Raw genomic sequence first — 16,930 nt, 5'->3', positions numbered from 1 at the left:
GGCTTACTCGGCTGTCGTGATGTCAGAGCCGAACCACTTTTCCGAAATCTCGGTCAGGGTGCCGTCCTCTTTCAGCTTGGTGATTGCCACGTCGAACCGGTCGCGCAGAGCTTTGCCTTCGTCATCGTTGCGGAACGGCAGGGCATTCCGGATTTCGCTAAAGGGTTTACCAGCCAGCGCCAGCGGCAGCGGGCTTTCGGCAATCAGCTGGCCGGACGAAACGCGGTCCATAACAAAGGCATCCACCCGACCAAGCGCCGTATCTTGGGCGATGTTGCTTTCATAGGTGCGAATGTCGATCTCGCCCGCATTTGGCAGTTCGTTCAACAACTCCTCAAAGTTAGAGCCGAGGTTGACCGCAACGGTTTTCCCGCTCAGGTCTTCAACGCTACCGATGGTGTCTTCGTTGCCGGCCTTAACCACGACTTGCGCCCCGTCAAAGACGTAGGGTTGCGAAAAGGCGAACCTTGCCTCGCGCTCGGGGGTGATGGTGATCTGGTTTGCGATCGTGTCGATGCGGCCGGATTCCAGCGCGCCGATCAGGCCGGAAAAGGACATAGTGACGAAATTGACTTCGTCGCCGGTTTCCTTGGCGACGGCGTTAATGAAATCGACCTCGAACCCCTGTAGCACGTCGAGCTTTACAAAGGTGAAAGGAAAGTACCCGCCCGACATACCGACATTCAGCGTCTCTGCCTGAGCAGCACTGACGCCGGTAGCAAGGGCGATTGCGGTGAGTGTGGCGTGTTTGATCATGATATTCTCCGTTACGTCTAAGGGGGAGGTAACATGACGCAGCTGCGCTTCAATGGCGCAGCGCCAACCAAGTACCGAGTCGTATCATTCAATGACGGCAAAGAATATAATTCTGGCAATAGCTTTGATCGCAAAACCCTGTTTTGAGGTCGCAGCGGGGAACGGAGTTTTCGGGGGCGATAGTAAGTTAAACGACTGCAGGTATGGGAATCACCGACACCCAAAATCACCTCGTAAACACTTGATCAGACAAAATAAAACCGCCGCGAAGTGGGAGGACTTCGCGGCGGGGAAATTCTTGCGGCTTGAGACGTACGGTTTAGCGCAGTGCAACCGCTTGCGAAGCAATATGGCGGATTTCGCCACGTGCAACACCGATATCTGCCAGATCTCGGTCATTCATCGCCGACAATTCGCGGAAGGTCTGGCGTTTGGCGCGTTGATCAGCGCTGTAGGCGCGGAATGCGTTCAACGACATGCGCAGCTTGGGCATCAGACCCGCAACGGGCGCGGCGGTATATGTGGATGTATAGCTCATTTCTTATTCTCTCTTTCACGTCTATGCGGCGGCCTATCCACCGCATTCGGTTTGGTATGTTCCGTCAGCAAAGCGCTGGCGGTTTAAGCTGCTGCCGTGCCGCGGGGTGCGGTGCGGAACAGGCCGGTAAACTTGCGCGATGCTTTGGCGACTGCGGCAGAGAGATAGGCACTACGCAATGCATTGGCTTCAGCAAGCAGGCGGTCGACTTCGACCGGTGTGGCGGTTTTGTATGTAGCTTCGGTTTTCATTTTCCAGCTTTCCATTTCAGGGCCTCAATGCCCGTGATCGTCATATGTGGGCGGTGCAGCAAAGGTGCAAACCATAGTCGATATGCGAAAAACGCATGGCTTAAATGGCACAGTTTTACCCCATAACGGCCCATATCCGGCCTTTGTATCGGCAGTTTTGACCTTCACCCTGAACAATAGGGCCGCCCGAACGTTGGTAGCCCCTGAAACGGAGAGACCAACACAAACCGGAGAAGACACATGACCAAGCAACCGAACCAGCCGCAGCAATCCGTCCCACCCATGCCCGCGCAGGAAAAACCTCAGCCGGTGATATTTACGGATTATGCCAGCATCTGAAAGTGACAGAGCGCAGACGACGGTATAGGTAGTCAGGCATGACTGACCCTGTTTCCTCGATCCGTAATCTTGGCCCCGCGTTCGAGCAAAGCTGCGCCAAGGCGGGCATTCATTCTGCCGAAGCCTTGCGCGATCTTGGTGCCGATGCCGCCTACGCGCGTTTGCTGCAAAATGGGCAACGTCCGCACTTCATCGGGTATTATGTCTTGGTCATGGGGCTGCAAGGCCGCCCATGGAATGATTGCAAAGGTGAAGAAAAGAAGGCGCTGCGCGTCAAATTCGACGCGATCAAGGCCCGCGCGCACGATCCGGTCCAGTCAGAGTTCGAGCGTATGATGAACCTCATCGGTGTCCGAGAAGCGTGAGCTTGATCTCTTAGTCGGAACGTCCCCGCCCTCAACGGCGTTATACTGCAGAGTACCCCCAACAGGACACCCTGCCCCATGCCCCATTCCCCTGATGTTCAGCACGATCTTGATCGCCTGCGCGGTCTTGCTCGCACGATGGACAGCGCGTTGCGCGTCCCATTGTTTGGCATCCGTTTGGGTTGGGACAGTATCCTTGGCCTGATCCCCGGCGTGGGCGATGTTCTGGCGCTGGCACCAGCGGGCTATATCGTCAAAGAGGCGCATCGCATGGGCGCAAGCAGATCGGTCTTGGCACGCATGGGCGCGAACGTCGGCATCGACCTTGCGATCGGCGCGATCCCATTGATCGGTGATATCTTTGACATCGGCTGGAAAGCAAACACGCGAAACGTCGATCTTTTGCACCGTCACCTAGATGAAACGGCCCCAATGAAAACGGTTAGCCCTGCTGACGGCGAACTGTCATCCCATCACCCGACCCTTAAAGGCTAATGCCAATCACGCCGCATAGAAAAAGGGGCCGCAGTTTCCTGCGACCCCTTTCATCTGTCTAAACCCGTTAAGGCTTAGCCAACCAGTTCCAGACCGGAGAAGAAATACGCGATTTCGACTGCGGCTGTTTCAGGAGCGTCGGACCCGTGAACGGAGTTTTCGCCAACGGATTCAGCGAATTCTGCGCGGATGGTGCCAGCTGCGGCGTCGGCTGGGTTGGTTGCGCCCATAACTTCGCGGTTTTTCGCGATCGCGCCTTCGCCTTCAAGAACCTGAACGATAACCGGCTCGGATGCCATGAATTCGCACAGTTCGTCATAGAAAGGACGCTCGGCGTGTACAGCATAGAAGACGCCCGCTTGTGCCTTTGTCATGTGAATACGCTTTTGTGCGACGATGCGCAGGCCGGCTTCTTCGAATTTGGCGTTGATTTTGCCGGTCAGGTTGCGGCGTGTTGCGTCTGGTTTGATGATCGAGAATGTGCGCTCAAGGGCCATGATAGCTCTCCTAGGTGGGGTTGATTTGGCCGCTCCCTAGCATGGGTCATCCCCCGTGAAAAGCCGCGATTGACGCGGGGCCAGACATGGTCCACACCGCGTCCATGTTAAGCATTTCAGAAATCAACTATTCCGTCGAAGGCCGTCCCTTGTTTGAGGAAGCCAGTGCGGTCATCCCCGAAGGCCACAAAGTGGGCCTCGTCGGGCAAAACGGTGCGGGTAAAACCACGCTTTTCAAAATCATTCGCGGAGAGCTGTCGCTTGACGCAGGCGACATCAGCCTGCCATCGCGCGCCAAGATCGGGGGCATCGCCCAAGAGGTGCCGTCGTCTGACGTGTCGCTGATTGAAACGGTGCTGGCCGCCGATGTGGAACGCGCCGCGCTGATGCACGAGGCAGAGACGACGGAAGACCCCGCGCGTATCGCCGAGGTGCAGACCCGTCTTGCCGATATCGACGCCTGGTCCGCCGAAGGCCGTGCTGCCGCGATCCTCAAGGGCCTCGGCTTTGATGATCATGACCAGCAGCAACCCTGTTCTGCCTATTCGGGCGGCTGGCGGATGCGTGTGGCATTGGCGGGGGTTCTGTTTGCACAACCCGATTTGCTGCTGTTGGACGAACCGACCAACTACCTCGACCTTGAAGGCGCGTTGTGGCTGGAAAACTACCTGTCGAAATACCCGCATACGGTGATCATCATCAGCCACGACCGTGGTCTGCTGAACCGCGCCGTTGGTGGCATCCTGCACCTCGAAGACCGTAAGCTCACGTATTATCAAGGTAATTACGATCAATTCGCTAAAATGCGGGCCGAAAAGCGTGCGCAGCTGACCGCGCAGGCGAAAAAGCAGCAGGCGCATAAACAACACATGCAGGCGTTCGTTGACCGCTTTAAGGCCAAGGCGTCCAAGGCCAAACAGGCCCAATCGCGGATGAAGGCCATCGAAAAGATGGTGACGATCACGCCGCCGGAAGAAGCCGCGCGCAAGGTCTTTACCTTCCCGCAACCAGACGAGCTGTCGCCACCGATCATCAGCATCGAAGGCGGATCGACCGGCTATACCGAGGGCCAGCCCGTGCTGTCGCGCCTGAATCTGCGGATCGACCAAGACGATCGTATCGCGTTGTTGGGTAAAAACGGTCAGGGTAAATCAACGCTGTCCAAGCTGCTGTCCAACCGTCTGGTGCTGTTTGATGGCAAGGCGATCAACTCGAGCAAGCTGCGGATCGGTTTCTTTGCGCAGCACCAAGTGGATGAACTGGTCGTTCACGAAACGCCGCTTCAGCACATGATCAGCGCACGCCCCGGTGTGATGCAATCAAAGCTGCGGGCGCAGTTGGCCGGGTTTGGTCTGGGGCCGGATCAGGCCGATACCGAAGTCGGTCGCCTGTCGGGTGGGCAAAAGGCACGTCTGTCCCTGCTGCTGGCCACACTGGATGCACCGCATCTGCTGATCCTCGATGAGCCGACCAACCACCTTGATATCGAATCGCGCGAAGCGCTCGTCGAGGCACTGACGCGCTATTCTGGCGCTGTGATCCTTGTCAGCCACGACATGCACCTTTTGTCGATGGTGGCAGACCGTTTGTGGCTGGTGTCGAACGGCACCGTTCAGCCCTATGAGGATGACCTCGAAGCGTACCGCAAGATGCTGCTGACCGTGGAAAAGCCCGTCAGCAAGAACGCCAAACCGGTCAAGGAAGTGCCGAAACCGAAACGCGCCAACCGCGAAGACATCCTTGCCCTGCGCTCGGAAGTGCGGACCGCCGAGGCGCGGGTGACCAAGATCAACGACATGCGGGACAAACTGGCTAAAAAGCTCGCGGACCCTGCCCTTTACGAAAAGGACAAAGTCGGCGAACTTGAGGTTTGGAACAAGAAATACGCCGAAGTCATGGCCGCCCTTGAACGGGCAGAGGCGATCTGGATGGGCGCATTGGAAAAGCTGGAAACCGCGTCTGCCTGAAGACACGGGGCCGGCGCTAAAGGCATGAGGACGGGGCTGGCCCCGGTGGCAGTTTATGATGGCACTTGATCTGGCGTTCATGATCACGGCGTTCGCGACCATAATCGTGATCATCGACCCCTTTGCGATTGGCCCTATGTTTTTGGCCCTTACCCCTGGTATGACCCCACGCCAGCGCAGGCTGATCGCGTGGCGGTCGGTTATCATTGCCGGCCTGATCTTGCTGGTCTTTGCCGCTTTTGGCGAGGCCGTGCTGGGGTTCATCGGGATCTCCATGCCCGCTTTTCGGGTGGCGGGGGGCGTGCTGCTTTTCCTGACCGCCCTTGATATGTTGTTCGACCGCCGGACCAAACGCCGCGAAGGCCATGCCGAAGCGGATGATGATCACGACGATCCGTCGGTGTTCCCGCTGGCCATTCCGTTGATCGCCGGTCCCGGCTCTATCGCGTCGGTGATCTTGCTGACGGGCGAGAAGCCGGGCCTCGAAGGGTTGGTGACAGTCGTCGCCATTACCTTTGCCGTACTGCTCATCATGGGCATTACTATGCAGGCCAGCGGCTATCTTGAAAACGCCTTGGGCAAGGTCGGGATCAACGTGATCACGCGACTTTTGGGAATGCTACTGGCCGCCCTTTCGGTGCAATTCGTTCTGGATGGCCTGAGCGCCTTTGGTTTCGGGCCGGGGCCGGGCTGACATTCGCACGCCCTGCCCCCATATTCTTGGAAGACTGCCAAAGGATATATGATGCCGGATATCGACATAGGACGTTTGTTCTACCTGATCCTGCTTGTGGCGATGGTCGCGGGCTGGTTCTTTATGCAAAGCCGTCAGGGGCTGAATAAAACGCTCCAGCAGGTCGCCGTCTGGGCCATGATTTTCATCGGCGTTGCAGCGGGATACGGGCTTTGGGGCGATATCAGCCGCAGCGGTGATATTCCGCGCCAAAGCTATCAGGCGGGAACCGGCAGTGTCACCCTTCCGCGCGCGCGCGACGGTCATTACTATCTTACCGCCACCATCAATGGCACGCCGCTGCGCTTTGTTGTGGATACGGGCGCGACCGATATGGTGCTCACCCGCAAGGATGCCAAGACCGCGGGGCTAAAGCCGGATGATCTGAAGTATCTGGGTCGCGCCAGCACCGCCAATGGCGAGGTGCGCACCGCTTATGTCAGGTTGGCCGAGGTTGAGCTGGGCGGCGTGCGCGACACCAATGTGCCTGCAGTCGTCAATGGGGGCGAGATGCGGCAATCACTGCTGGGGATGGGCTATCTGCAACGCTGGGGCCGGATCGAGATTACCAATGGAGAGCTTATTCTGACGCGGTAGATGCGCGCGTAACACCCTCAGGTCTCTGCCTTTTTCTCCCATCGACCCGACTCCTCGGACCAGTATTGCGCCGATGCACCCGCAGCCTTCAGAGCCTTCCACTGGTCGCGGGCCACGTTCAACGCGTGCTCGTCTAACCCGTCGAACAGGATGCACACGCGGTCCAGCGCGGCAACTTCTTCGGCGGTTACGGGCGCACCGTGGATCGAAAACACGCAGGTTGCACGGTTGGGCGCAGCGTTTTGGGTGGTCAAAAGCACCGGCTGATCCGCATCATGAGGACCGCCCGCCAAACCATGCGGTAAAAACCCATCATCCGGACCCCGCCACAGGGCAACGTCCAACTGTTCCAGAAGATTTTGATCGGTGCCACGTACCGCCACGCGCCAACCAGCGCCTTGGGCCTTGCCCAAGAGCATGGTCAGCGTTTCGACCAGGGGTCGCTGGGTCAGATGGTAGAAATACGCGGCACCCATCAGGTTTACTCTGTCTCGTAGAGGTTTGAAATCAAACGGTTCAAAGACGCAACGCCCCAGCCCGTCGCCCCCACGGGTGCGAGCGCTGTTTCAGACTTAACCGAAGCCACGCCGGCAATATCAAGGTGGATCCAGGGCGTACCGTCTTTGATAAACCGTTGTAGGAATTGCGCCGCTGTGATCGATCCGGCAGGACGACCGCCGATGTTTTTCATATCAGCGATGCGGCTTTTCAGCAGCTTGTCATAGCCCGCGCCCATGGGCATGCGCCACGCGCCTTCGCCCTCGGTTTTTGCTGCCTTGAGGAAGGCGTTGCACAGCGCGTCGTCGTTCGAGAAGACGCCCGCATTGTCATGGCCCAAGCCGATAATGATCGCGCCGGTCAACGTGGCCAAGTCGATCACGCCCGCCGGATTGAACCGTTCCTGCGCGTACCACAGCACGTCGCACAGCACCAAACGCCCCTCGGCGTCGGTGTTGATGACCTCGACCGTGTCACCCTTCATTGTTTTGATGACGTCACCGGGGCGGGTTGCCGTGCTCGAAGGCATGTTCTCTACAATTCCGACGAGACCGACGACATTTGCCTTAGCCTTGCGCAACGCGAGGCTGCGCATCACGCCGGACACGACGCCCGCGCCGCCCATATCCATTGTCATGTCCTCCATGCCTGCGCCGGGTTTCAGGCTGATCCCGCCGGTGTCAAACACCACGCCCTTGCCGACTAGTGCCAGCGGGGCCGCGTCTTTCTCGCCGCCGTTCCATTTCATCACCACAACGTAGGACGGGCTGGCCGACCCCTGCCCGACGCTGAGCAAGGTACGCATGCCTAGTTCTTCGAGCTTGGCGTCGTCCAGCACTTCGACCTCGAGGCCAAGGGATTCCATCTCGGCCAGACGGTCGGCGAATTCAGTGGTGGTCAGGATATTTGCGGGTTCGTTGGTCAGGTCGCGGGTCATAAAAGCGCCATCGGCGATTGCCAGCAGCGGCGCTGCGGCAGCCTCGACCTCTTCGGGCTTGGAGTTCATGATCGTGACCTGCCCCGTGCGCGGCTTGCCGTTGCTTTTGCGATCTTCAAACGTGTAATCACGCATCGCCAGACCAAAACACAACTCTGCCGTTTTGCGCAGGCCACCGGTCAGGACCAGCAGATCAGCGGTGCCACGGCGCTTGGCCAGCGACGCACCCGCGGCCCGCAGCGCTTCTTGGTCGGCATTGTTCTCAAGCTGCACAACATCCACGGCCTCTGCCGCCATGCCGGTCGGAAACCCTAGGCTGACGGCATCGCCCGCTGACAATTTCGTGAAGCTATCACTGGCAACGAGCCGCTCCAGCGCGCCTTTGGTAAGCTTGTTGATGCGTCGCGCCGAGGGGTTCAGCTTGCCATCCGCGCCCACAATCACAGCCACACGGCCCGTGTGGCCTGCGATCTGGTCAATATCGGTTTCGGTAAATGTCATTGGCGTCAGTGCGGTCATCATGAACCCCTTTTGTCTGAATTTCGCTTAGACGTATCCTGCGTGCGCCGGTAAGGCCAGATAGCAGTTTTCGCGGGCGGAAATTTCCTTTAACGTTGGGCGAAAGTTAACCCGCGTTGATATCTAAGGGATGCAGATTGGCCAAGTTCGACCGCTATATGTTGTCCCAGTTCCTGATCCTGTTTAGCTTTTTTGCGCTGGTTCTGGTCGCGATTTTTTGGATCAACCGTGCTGTGGTGCTGTTTGACCGACTGATCGGCGACGGCCAGACCGCGCTGGTGTTTCTGGAATTCACTGTGTTGGGACTGCCCAAGCTGATCACCACAGTGCTGCCAATCGCGACCTTTGCGGGGTCGGTTTATGTGATCAACCGCATGACCAGCGAATCCGAGCTGACCGTATTGCAGGCAACGGGCACCAGCCCTTGGCGTCTGGCACGGCCGGTGTTCGTCTATGGGCTGTGCGTTGCGTTGATGATGTCGGTGTTGACCCATTTGCTTTTGCCCCTGTCGAATGCCCAGTTATCAGAACGCGAGGCCGAGATTTCGCAGAATGTGACGGCGCGGCTGCTCACCGAAGGGACATTCCTGCACCCCACGTCAAAGGTGACGTTCTACACCCGCGTGATCGATGCCGATGGGGTTTTGCGTGATGTATTTTTATCTGACCGCCGCAACCCCGACGAGGGCGTGATCTATACCGCATCCGAAGCCTATCTGATCCGCAACGGCGACGGCACGACCTTGATCATGGTTGACGGCATGGCGCAGCGGCTTGAAGTGGCGGGCACGCGTCTGTCGACCGCCAAGTTCCGCGATTTCTCGTTTGATGTTTCGGCCTTGGTCAGCAGCAAAAACGCGAAAAGCACGTCCATCGACGCGATGACCACAGCACAGCTGTTCGCGGACTGGGACCAGCTTGAGAACGCCACGAAATCCACATCGGGCGAGATCGCAGAAGAGCTGACCGCGCGCTTTGCCTCTGCCGCTTTTTGCATAATTGCTGCACTGATTGGCTATGCGACACTGGTGCTCGGGGGCTTTTCCCGGTTCGGGGTCTGGCGCGAAATCGTGATCGCCTTTGGCCTGTTGATCGCGATTGACGGGCTGCGTGGCACTTTGGTCGAAACGGTGCGCGAGAACGCGGATCGCTGGCCATTGTTGTTCCTCCCCAGCCTGATCGGGGCCGTAATCGTCATCGGGATGATCTGGCAAACGGCGCACCCCGGGTGGACCAAACGGATGGGCAGAAAAAGGGGCGTCGCATGATCCTGCATCTCTATTTCGCCCGCCGTTTTATCATGGGCTTCGTGCTGATCTCGGCGGTGCTGTTTTCCTTGCTGGTCCTTGTCGACATGGTTGAACAGGCGCGGAAATTTAGCAGCTATGACATCGGCTGGCCTCGGCTTTTCGGCATGACCTTGCTGAACACACCCGAGACGATGAACCTGATCCTGCCTTTGATCATGATCCTTGCCACGGTGGTGCTGTTTTTGTCGTTGGCGCGGTCGTCTGAACTGGTTGTGACCCGTGCCGCGGGCAGATCGGCTCTTAGCGCGTTGCAGGCACCGATTTGGGTGGCCTTCATTATCGGCGTTATGGCCGTGGGCATGTTGAACCCGATCGTTGCAGCAACCGCGAAAAAATACGGCCAGATGACGGACAGTATCCGCGCGGGCGGGACCTCTGTTTTGTCGGTCAGCGCCGAAGGGCTGTGGCTGCGGCAAGGCAGCGACGATGGGCAAACCGTGATCCGAGCTTGGCGATCAAACAAAGATGCCTCGGTGCTTTATGACGTAACTTTCCTGACCTACGCACCAGATGGTGGCCCGAAGCGCCGGATCGAAGCGGGCAGCGCAGCACTCGAGGACGGTATCTGGATATTGGCGGATGCAAAGTCATGGCCGCTGCAGGTGGGTGTGAACGCTGAAGGCGCGGCAGAGACGTTTGAGACGCTTACCCTGCCCTCGACCCTGACACTGGATCGCATCCGTGACAGCATTACCGACCCCGGCGCGGTGTCGATCTATGATCTGCCCGACTATATCGAACAGCTTGAACTCGCTGGATTCAGCCCGCGCCGCCACAAGGTCTGGCTACAGACCGAACTGGCGCGGCCGTTCTTCCTGGTGGCGATGGTTCTAGTTGCGAGCGCTTTCACCATGCGCCATACGAGGTTTGGTGGCACGGGCGTTGCCGTGTTGGCGTCTGTCTTGTTGGGGTTCGGGTTGTATTTTATTCGCAGCTTTGCACAAATTCTGGGAGAGAACGGGCAGATCCCGGTTCTTCTTGCCGCATGGGCTCCGCCCGTCGCGTCGATCCTCTTGGCGCTTGGTCTTCTTTTACACGCAGAGGATGGCTGACATGCGCCGTTTGCTCCTGACCCTTCTTGTGGCGCTTGGATTGCCTGCCGCTGCGCAAGACAGCGACCGTCCCGCTGTGTTGGTAGCCGATGACCTTTTTATCACCCGTGACCGCGAACTGGTCGCCCAAGGCAACGTAGAGGCGTTTCAGGGCACCACCCGTATTCGGGCGTCCGCCATCCGCTATAACGACCAAACCGGTGCGCTGGTGATTGAAGGGCCGATCGTGCTGAACGATGGGGACGGTACGGTCATTCTTGCTGATGCCGCCGAGCTGGATCAGGGGCTGCAAAACGGGTTGCTGCGCGGCGCGCGCATGGTGTTGAACCAGCAGGTGCAAATGGCCGCCGTGCAGATCGACCGTGTTGAAGGGCGCTATAGCCAACTGTATAAAACTGCCGTCACTTCGTGCAAAACCTGTAATGACGGCGAATTGCCCCTGTGGCAGATACGCGCCCGCCGCGTGGTGCATGACACCGTGGCACAACAATTGTATTTCGACGATGCGACCTTTCACATCCGGTCCGTTCCAGTCTTTTATCTACCGCGCCTGCGCCTGCCCGATCCCACACTAGACCGCGCGAACGGCTTTCTCGCGCCGTCAGTCCGTACGACGTCGCTTTTGGGTACGGGGCTGAAGCTGCCGTATTTCATCACGCTTGGGCAAAGCCGCGACCTGACGTTGACCCCGTATCTTTCGTCGTCGACCCGCACCCTCGAATTTCGCTATCGCCAAGCGTTCACCAATGGCGAGATCCAGTTTGACGGTGCCTACACGCGGGATGACCAGCAACCCGGCGACACCCGTGGCTACCTTTTTGGCGAAGGCCGCTTTGATCTGGAGCGGGACTATCAGCTCAGCTTTACGATAGAGGCCGTGAGCGACAGTTCGTATTTCACCGAATACGGTTATGCGGATGATGACCGTCTGCGCAGCGATCTGACGCTATCCCGCGCACGGCGCGACAGTTTTGTGCGCACCAGCCTTTACAACTTTGAAACCCTGCGCCCTGGCGAACTAAACAGCACCCTGCCGACCGTCGTGATCGACGGCGAATTCGAACGACGCTTTTTCCCCAAAGCTTGGGGAGGAGAATTGCGGTTCGGCCTTGAGGCCCATAGCCACTGGCGCAGTTCGGATGTGGACATCATCGGCCGTGATGTATCGCGGATCAACGGATCGTTGAAATATCTGCGCCGCTTTACCCACCGCTCGGGCCTTGTGACGGATACGCAGATCGGGACGACGTTCAATTTCTTTGACATCACCCAAGACAGCAGCTTTGCGCAGAACCACAGCGATGTAGCCCCTTTTGGGGCCGTTGGGTTCAGCTATCCGATGGCCCGCCGCGAGGCAGGCGGTGCCTCGCAGGTGCTGACGCCTGTGGTGCAGCTGGGATGGACCGATGGCGGCAGGCTCGACATTCCGAACGAAGAAAGCACCCGCGTCGAGTTCGATCAGGGCAATATTCTGTCATTGTCGCGCTTTCCGCGCCCCGACCGGCGTGAACGGGGCACCACCGCAGCGGTGGCCGTCAACTGGTCGCGCTTTGACCCCAATGGCTGGGATACCTATGTGGCTGTTGGTCAGGTGTTTCGCAGCGTCATCGATCCCGAGTTTACCGATACATCCGGTCTGTCTGGGGCGCGCTCTGATGTTTTGCTGGCGGGGCAAATCAGGAACAATGCTGGGCTTTCGCTGACCGCGCGCACGCTGGTGGATGCCGACTTCGACATCTCAAAGGCAGAGCTGCGCGGGGGCTGGAATTTTGGCAAAACCACCGTCGCAGGGACGTATGTCTGGCTTGAAGCTGACCCAGATGAAGCCCGGACCGAGGCAATTTCAGAAGTGTCGCTGGACGGCAGCTATGACATCAACCAGCAATGGTCCGCCAGCGCCGACGTGCGCTATGACGTGCAGAACAGTACCGCAGCGACGGCAGGACTTGGCCTGACCTACAATAATGAATGCGTGAGCGTCGACCTTTCGGTGCGCCGCCGCTATACCTCCTCAACAAGTGTTGAGCCCTCTACCGATATCGGGTTTAACGTCGGCCTGCGGGGCTTCTCGGCCTCCAACGGAACAGAAAGATATGAGCGATCATGTGGGAAATAAGTAAGATGAACCTGAACCGTCTGACACGAAGCATCGCCGTACTTGGGCTTGGTCTGGTGACCAGCGCCCCCGTTTCGGCGCAGAACCTCTTTGCGCCCGTGGCCAAGGTGAATGAATCCATTGTGACTGAATTCGAGGTGCAGCAACGCCGGCGCTTTCTTGAAGTTTTGAACGCCCCTGGTGCGACCCGCGATGGGGCGCTGAATTCGCTTATCGACGAACGCCTTCGCAACGAAGCGGTGGCTGAGGCAGGGATCGAACTGACCCCGCAGGGCATCGCGGACAGCCTGTCCGAATTTGCGTCGCGCGCGGATCTGAGCACCGAAGAATTTACCCAAGCGCTAGGTCAATCCGGTATCTCGCCTGAAACATTTCGCGATTTCGTCGTGAATTCCATCGGGTGGCGCGAACTGGTGCGTGCCCGCTATGCCAGCCGGGTGCAAATCACTGACGCGGAAATCGACCGCGCCTTGGGGGAAAGCAATGGCAGCGGCGTGCGCGTTCTTGTGTCCGAGATTATCATACCCGCCCCACCGCAACAGGCGGCACGGGTAAATACACTGGCCGAACAGATTTCCCAGTCCAAATCTGCGGCTGAATTTTCGAACTACGCCAGCCGCTATTCCGCGACCGCTTCGCGGGGTCGTGGCGGACATCTACCGTGGCAGAACCTGACTGACCTGCCCCCGAGCCTGCAACCGCTGATCCTCAGCCTTGCGCCGGGCGAAGTCACCGATCCTCTACCAATCCCGAACGCCGTGGCGCTGTTTCAGCTGCGCGACATCGAGGAAACGAACGTCACTGCACCGACCTATTCGGCGATCGAATATGCGACCTACTACATCCCCGGCGGACGGACCGAGGCAGCACTGGCACAGGCCGCAAGCATCCGTGGCCGGATCGACCGATGCGATGATCTATACGGTATTGCCAAAGGCCAGCCCGCCGAAGTGCTGGAACGTGTCACCCAAGCCCCCGCAGAAATCCCGCAAGACGTGGCGATTGAACTGTCAAAGCTGGACCCCGGCGAAGTTTCAACGACACTGACCCGTGCCAATGGTCAAACGCTGATGCTGCTGATGATGTGTGGCCGTACCGCTGCTGCCAATGCATCTGCCTCGCGCGAGGATGTGACAAACGCGCTGCGTCAGGAACGGCTGACCGGCTATGCGGAACAGCTGCTCGAACAACTGCGGGCCGACGCGCGCATCGTTCGCAAATGACCCAAGCTAAAACGGGCTTGGCCGACAAGCCGGTTGTGATCTCTTGCGGCGAACCCTCTGGCATCGGGCCAGAGGTCGCCGCACGGGCTTGGGCGATGCTGTCAGGCGAAGTGCCGCTTGCCTGGATTGGTGATCCGCGCCACCTGCCCCGTGATATCCCCCATTGCATCATCGATAGCCCGTCTGACGCGCGAGAGGCAGGCGACACCGCCCTACCCGTGCTGCGCCACGACTTTGCCGGTGACGCGGTCGCAGGACACCCGGACCCCGCCAATGCGCAGGGCGTGATCGATGTGATCGCACGCGGCGTTGATCTGGTGCGCAGCGGTGCGGCCTGTGCCTTGACCACGGCCCCGATCCACAAGAAAGCGCTGAAAGACGGCGCGGCTTTCGGCTATCCGGGCCATACGGAATACCTTGCTGCGCTGGCCGGTGGCGTGGACGTCGTGATGATGCTGGCCTCGGATCAGCTGCGGGTCGTGCCGGCAACAATCCACATTGCATTGGATCAGGTCCCAAATGTCCTGACACCTGCCCATCTGCGCCGCGTGATAGAGATTACATCGGCGGGGCTGATGTCCCAATTCGGGATCAAAACTCCCAAAATCGCCATCGCGGGATTGAACCCCCACGCTGGCGAAGGTGGCACGATGGGCCGTCAGGAAGCCGACTGGATGAACACGCTCGTTACGCAGATGCAGGGCGAAGGCTTTGACCTCAGCGGACCGCACCCTGCTGATACGATGTTCCATGCTGCCGCGCGGGCACGATATGACGCGGCGATTGCCATGTACCACGATCAAGCGCTGATCCCGATCAAGACGCTGGATTTCGACCGCGGCGTCAACGTGACGCTCGGCCTGCCGTTCATTCGAACCTCGCCTGATCATGGCACTGCGTTTGACATCGCGGGTCAGGGTATTGCCAATCCTACCAGCATGGTTGAAGCGCTGCGTATGGCCTACCGTATGGCGCAATCATGAGCGTCCGCCCCCCGTCTTTCCCCGTTTCACAGGCCCCCAGATGAGCACAATCGACAACCTTCCGCCCCTGCGCGATGTGATTAACACCCATGACCTCAAGGCACGCAAATCCTTGGGGCAGAACTTTTTGCTCGACCTCAATCTGACGGCCAAGATCGCGCGGCAAGCGGGCGATATGACTGAATGTGATGTGCTTGAAATCGGGCCAGGTCCCGGTGGGTTGACGCGTGGGTTGCTGTCCGAAGGCGCGCGCCGCGTTCTTGCGATCGAAAAGGACAAACGCTGCTTGCCTGCGCTCGCTGAAATTTCGGACGCTTATCCTGATCGGTTGATGGTCATCGAAGGCGACGCGCTCGAGATTGACCCTTTAGCCCATTTGACGCCACCGATCCGCATTGCTGCGAACCTGCCGTATAACGTGGGCACCGAACTGTTGGTCCGTTGGTTGACCCCGCAGGAATGGCCGCCGTTCTGGCAAAGCCTTACTCTTATGTTCCAGCGCGAGGTGGCTGAACGTATCGTTGCCAAACCCGGCTCCAAGGCCTATGGCCGTCTGGCTCTGCTGGCACAGTGGCGGGCCGATGCAAGGATTGTGCTGAACCTGCCGCCCGAGGCCTTTACCCCTCCGCCCAAAGTATCCTCTGCGGTGGTGCATCTCACGGCCCTGCCTGAACCGCGGTTTCCCGCCGATCCTGCCGTGTTGAACCGGATCGTAGCCGCGGCGTTTAACCAGCGGCGCAAGATGCTACGTTCGGCGCTAAAGGGTGCCGCACCGGATATCGAGGACCGTTTACTGGCCGCGGGTCTAAAGCCGACCGAACGGGCGGAACAGGTGCCACTGGAAGGGTTCTGTGCGCTGGCCCGCGAGATCGCCAAGACCTGACCGCTGCAGCCCGACCAATAGCTTCAAAACGCAAAAGGCCCCGCAATCGCGGGGCCTTTTCTACATTGTCAAAGTGTTTATTCTGCCGCTTCAGGCTGGTCGCCGTTGTTGTCCTTGGCGGACTCGTCAGCGTCTGCCTTCGGGGCAGGCTTGCGGCGCGGCGCACGGCGTGGCTTGGGCTTGTTTTCGGGTGTCTCGACAAGGTTGTCTTCGGGTGCATCGCCATCTTGCTGGCCGTCGCTGTCCGACTTGGGCGCGTTGTCGTTCTGGTTCTGGTTCGGGTTGCTGCGGCGGCGACGCTTGGGCGCATCGGCATTACCGTTGTTGCCCTGCTGTTGGCTGTCTGGCTTATCACCTGTGTCGGCATCTGCAGCAGGTTGATCAGCGTTATTCTGCCCGCCTTGCGCCGCTTCGCGTTCCTGACGCTCTACCCGCTCGCGGTCACGCTCAGCCTGACGTTCACGGTTTTCACGTTCTTGCTGGTCACGACGCTGGTCGATCTCGCGCTGTGCCTCGGACAACATCCGCAGGTAGTGTTCGGCATGCTGCTGAAAGTTCTCTGCCGCCACGCGGTCATTGCTGAGATGGGCATCACGCGCCAACTGGTTGTATTTCTCGATAATCTGCTGCGGCGTGCCGCGTACCTTGCCTTCGGGGCCGGAACTGTCGAAAACGCGGTTAACGACGTTGCCACCCTGCGGCTGACGGTTGCGAGTATTCTTGGACCGGGACCGTGATCTGGAAGATTTCATGTAATCAGTTCAGCCTTGTTATGCTGGGCTTCGGAATAAGCTGCCGGACGCAGATGCGTCCCTGAAAGGCTAGCTTTACGCTCTGTTGGGCTTAACGCCGCGCGGGACCGCCAAAAAAG

General features: G+C 58.9%; 18 protein-coding genes. 11 read left to right on the top strand and 7 right to left on the bottom strand.

Annotation, left to right across the window (positions count from 1 at the left end; translation table 11 throughout):
* Nucleotides 1–3: 3 nt before the first annotated feature.
* The 3 genes from BLQ98_RS05105 to BLQ98_RS05095 form a co-directional block, all read right to left on the bottom strand.
* Nucleotides 4–756, bottom strand: coding sequence for an amino acid ABC transporter substrate-binding protein (locus tag BLQ98_RS05105; protein WP_093732266.1), 753 nt, complete (start codon nt 754–756; stop codon nt 4–6).
* A 319-nt stretch (nt 757–1,075) separates the two neighbouring features.
* Nucleotides 1,076–1,294 carry a DUF1127 domain-containing protein gene (locus BLQ98_RS05100; RefSeq protein WP_093732265.1) on the bottom strand — a complete coding sequence of 73 codons (219 nt, stop codon included), beginning with the start codon at nt 1,292–1,294 and terminating at the stop codon, nt 1,076–1,078.
* Nucleotides 1,295–1,377: 83 nt separating this feature from the next.
* The gene (locus tag BLQ98_RS05095) at nt 1,378–1,545 is read right to left on the bottom strand and encodes an RSP_7527 family protein (protein WP_237271630.1); all 168 of its coding nucleotides are present in this window, start codon (nt 1,543–1,545) and stop codon (nt 1,378–1,380) included.
* 377 nt (nt 1,546–1,922) lie between these two features.
* On the opposite strand from BLQ98_RS05095, the gene BLQ98_RS05090 reads away from it, so the two are divergent.
* Nucleotides 1,923–2,249, top strand: coding sequence for a TfoX/Sxy family protein (locus tag BLQ98_RS05090; RefSeq protein WP_093732263.1), 327 nt, complete (start codon nt 1,923–1,925; stop codon nt 2,247–2,249).
* A gap of 78 nt (nt 2,250–2,327) precedes the next feature.
* Nucleotides 2,328–2,744: a DUF4112 domain-containing protein gene (locus BLQ98_RS05085; RefSeq protein ID WP_093732262.1), complete on the top strand. Its 417-nt coding sequence runs from the start codon at nt 2,328–2,330 to the stop codon at nt 2,742–2,744.
* A 74-nt stretch (nt 2,745–2,818) separates the two neighbouring features.
* Here the strand turns inward: BLQ98_RS05085 and ndk are convergent, their stop codons facing one another.
* Nucleotides 2,819–3,241, bottom strand: coding sequence for a nucleoside-diphosphate kinase (ndk, locus tag BLQ98_RS05080; RefSeq protein WP_093732261.1), 423 nt, complete (start codon nt 3,239–3,241; stop codon nt 2,819–2,821).
* A 104-nt stretch (nt 3,242–3,345) separates the two neighbouring features.
* Here ndk and BLQ98_RS05075 point away from each other — a divergent pair, with 104 nt between their 5' ends.
* The 3 genes from BLQ98_RS05075 to BLQ98_RS05065 are packed head-to-tail and all read left to right on the top strand — an operon-like array spanning nt 3,346 to nt 6,538.
* Nucleotides 3,346–5,208, top strand: coding sequence for an ABC-F family ATP-binding cassette domain-containing protein (locus tag BLQ98_RS05075; RefSeq protein WP_208596021.1), 1,863 nt, complete (start codon nt 3,346–3,348; stop codon nt 5,206–5,208).
* A gap of 58 nt (nt 5,209–5,266) precedes the next feature.
* Complete coding sequence (locus tag BLQ98_RS05070; RefSeq protein ID WP_167354511.1) at nt 5,267–5,902, top strand: MarC family protein; 636 nt, start codon at nt 5,267–5,269, stop codon at nt 5,900–5,902.
* 51 nt (nt 5,903–5,953) lie between these two features.
* A complete protein-coding gene (locus tag BLQ98_RS05065) occupies nt 5,954–6,538 on the top strand; it encodes a retropepsin-like aspartic protease family protein (RefSeq protein WP_093732258.1) in 585 nt (194 codons plus the stop codon).
* A gap of 17 nt (nt 6,539–6,555) precedes the next feature.
* Here the strand turns inward: BLQ98_RS05065 and BLQ98_RS05060 are convergent, their stop codons facing one another.
* Both BLQ98_RS05060 and BLQ98_RS05055 read right to left on the bottom strand, forming a co-directional pair.
* On the bottom strand, nt 6,556–7,014 hold the full coding sequence (locus tag BLQ98_RS05060) for a DNA polymerase III subunit chi (RefSeq protein WP_093732257.1): 459 nt from the start codon (nt 7,012–7,014) through the stop codon (nt 6,556–6,558).
* 5 nt (nt 7,015–7,019) lie between these two features.
* The gene (locus tag BLQ98_RS05055) at nt 7,020–8,492 is read right to left on the bottom strand and encodes a leucyl aminopeptidase (protein ID WP_093732256.1); all 1,473 of its coding nucleotides are present in this window, start codon (nt 8,490–8,492) and stop codon (nt 7,020–7,022) included.
* A 137-nt stretch (nt 8,493–8,629) separates the two neighbouring features.
* On the opposite strand from BLQ98_RS05055, the gene lptF reads away from it, so the two are divergent.
* Genes lptF through rsmA form a run of 6 tightly spaced genes read left to right on the top strand, consistent with a single transcriptional unit; the run spans nt 8,630 to nt 16,059 of the window.
* Nucleotides 8,630–9,760 (top strand): LPS export ABC transporter permease LptF, encoded by a 1,131-nt coding sequence (lptF, locus tag BLQ98_RS05050; protein ID WP_093732255.1) that lies wholly within the window; start codon nt 8,630–8,632, stop codon nt 9,758–9,760.
* Nucleotides 9,757–10,854, top strand: a complete 1,098-nt coding sequence (gene lptG, locus BLQ98_RS05045) for an LPS export ABC transporter permease LptG (protein ID WP_093732254.1) — start codon at nt 9,757–9,759, stop codon at nt 10,852–10,854. The genes lptF and lptG overlap by 4 nt, the downstream gene beginning before the upstream one ends.
* A gap of 1 nt (nt 10,855) precedes the next feature.
* Complete coding sequence (locus BLQ98_RS05040) at nt 10,856–12,970, top strand: LPS-assembly protein LptD (protein ID WP_093732253.1); 2,115 nt, start codon at nt 10,856–10,858, stop codon at nt 12,968–12,970.
* A 5-nt stretch (nt 12,971–12,975) separates the two neighbouring features.
* Nucleotides 12,976–14,193: a peptidylprolyl isomerase gene (locus tag BLQ98_RS05035; protein WP_093732252.1), complete on the top strand. Its 1,218-nt coding sequence runs from the start codon at nt 12,976–12,978 to the stop codon at nt 14,191–14,193.
* A complete protein-coding gene (gene pdxA, locus BLQ98_RS05030) occupies nt 14,190–15,176 on the top strand; it encodes a 4-hydroxythreonine-4-phosphate dehydrogenase PdxA (RefSeq protein WP_093732251.1) in 987 nt (328 codons plus the stop codon). Before BLQ98_RS05035 ends, pdxA begins: the two co-directional genes overlap by 4 nt.
* A gap of 40 nt (nt 15,177–15,216) precedes the next feature.
* The gene (rsmA, locus tag BLQ98_RS05025) at nt 15,217–16,059 is read left to right on the top strand and encodes a 16S rRNA (adenine(1518)-N(6)/adenine(1519)-N(6))-dimethyltransferase RsmA (RefSeq protein ID WP_093732250.1); all 843 of its coding nucleotides are present in this window, start codon (nt 15,217–15,219) and stop codon (nt 16,057–16,059) included.
* Between the two features lie 77 nt (nt 16,060–16,136).
* Here rsmA and BLQ98_RS05020 read toward each other — a convergent pair whose 3' ends face one another.
* A complete protein-coding gene (locus BLQ98_RS05020; protein WP_093732249.1) occupies nt 16,137–16,811 on the bottom strand; it encodes a DUF4167 domain-containing protein in 675 nt (224 codons plus the stop codon).
* Nucleotides 16,812–16,930: the final 119 nt, after the last annotated feature.

The organism is Sulfitobacter litoralis, from assembly GCF_900103185.1.
Lineage (GTDB): Bacteria > Pseudomonadota > Alphaproteobacteria > Rhodobacterales > Rhodobacteraceae > Sulfitobacter > Sulfitobacter litoralis.
The sequence above is the reverse complement of the archived record's forward strand: the minus strand, read 5'-3'. Positions and strand labels throughout refer to the sequence as shown.

Bases quoted from the DNA above. Each gene is read 5' to 3' on its own strand.
- BLQ98_RS05105 (WP_093732266.1), bottom strand. From the start codon at position 756: ATGATCAAACACGCCACACTCACCGCAATCGCCCTTGCTACCGGCGTC.
- BLQ98_RS05100 (WP_093732265.1), bottom strand. From the start codon at position 1,294: ATGAGCTATACATCCACATATACCGCCGCGCCCGTTGCGGGTCTGATG.
- BLQ98_RS05095 (WP_237271630.1), bottom strand. From the start codon at position 1,545: ATGAAAACCGAAGCTACATACAAAACCGCCACACCGGTCGAAGTCGAC.
- BLQ98_RS05090 (WP_093732263.1), top strand. From the start codon at position 1,923: ATGACTGACCCTGTTTCCTCGATCCGTAATCTTGGCCCCGCGTTCGAG.
- BLQ98_RS05085 (WP_093732262.1), top strand. From the start codon at position 2,328: ATGCCCCATTCCCCTGATGTTCAGCACGATCTTGATCGCCTGCGCGGT.
- ndk (WP_093732261.1), bottom strand. From the start codon at position 3,241: ATGGCCCTTGAGCGCACATTCTCGATCATCAAACCAGACGCAACACGC.
- BLQ98_RS05075 (WP_208596021.1), top strand. From the start codon at position 3,346: ATGTTAAGCATTTCAGAAATCAACTATTCCGTCGAAGGCCGTCCCTTG.
- BLQ98_RS05070 (WP_167354511.1), top strand. From the start codon at position 5,267: ATGGCACTTGATCTGGCGTTCATGATCACGGCGTTCGCGACCATAATC.
- BLQ98_RS05065 (WP_093732258.1), top strand. From the start codon at position 5,954: ATGCCGGATATCGACATAGGACGTTTGTTCTACCTGATCCTGCTTGTG.
- BLQ98_RS05060 (WP_093732257.1), bottom strand. From the start codon at position 7,014: ATGGGTGCCGCGTATTTCTACCATCTGACCCAGCGACCCCTGGTCGAA.
- BLQ98_RS05055 (WP_093732256.1), bottom strand. From the start codon at position 8,492: ATGACCGCACTGACGCCAATGACATTTACCGAAACCGATATTGACCAG.
- lptG (WP_093732254.1), top strand. From the start codon at position 9,757: ATGATCCTGCATCTCTATTTCGCCCGCCGTTTTATCATGGGCTTCGTG.
- BLQ98_RS05040 (WP_093732253.1), top strand. From the start codon at position 10,856: ATGCGCCGTTTGCTCCTGACCCTTCTTGTGGCGCTTGGATTGCCTGCC.
- BLQ98_RS05035 (WP_093732252.1), top strand. From the start codon at position 12,976: ATGAACCTGAACCGTCTGACACGAAGCATCGCCGTACTTGGGCTTGGT.
- pdxA (WP_093732251.1), top strand. From the start codon at position 14,190: ATGACCCAAGCTAAAACGGGCTTGGCCGACAAGCCGGTTGTGATCTCT.
- rsmA (WP_093732250.1), top strand. From the start codon at position 15,217: ATGAGCACAATCGACAACCTTCCGCCCCTGCGCGATGTGATTAACACC.
- BLQ98_RS05020 (WP_093732249.1), bottom strand. From the start codon at position 16,811: ATGAAATCTTCCAGATCACGGTCCCGGTCCAAGAATACTCGCAACCGT.